The organism is Microvirga pakistanensis (assembly GCF_004458765.1).
GTDB lineage: Bacteria > Pseudomonadota > Alphaproteobacteria > Rhizobiales > Beijerinckiaceae > Microvirga > Microvirga pakistanensis.
The window spans coordinates 1-223 of sequence record NZ_SPJX01000119.1; the positions used below are offsets into that span (position 1 = coordinate 1).

General features: G+C 70.0%; 1 pseudogene. It reads right to left on the bottom strand.

From position 1 onward, the window contains the following. Positions 1-223, bottom strand: a pseudogene (locus E4K09_RS04315) (amine oxidase); the annotation flags it as partial.

A 223-nucleotide genomic window follows, 5' to 3' on the forward strand; every position in this document is an offset into this window, starting at 1 on the left:
ATCGGTGCGAGGCCGGGCGGAACGACCGCCCAGGAGGCTTGCGACCAGGGATCGCTCCGCCATGCGGTGGCATGCATCACGCTCATGTGGCGGATGGCGCGCGCGCCGAAAGGCTCGGCCAGAACGTCCCTGGCGTAGCGCCCGGGCGCGTCGGGGTCGCGGCGATCGAATCGCGCAGCATGGGGCTGGTCGAGTTCGAAGAAATGGAAGGGCGTGCCGTCGA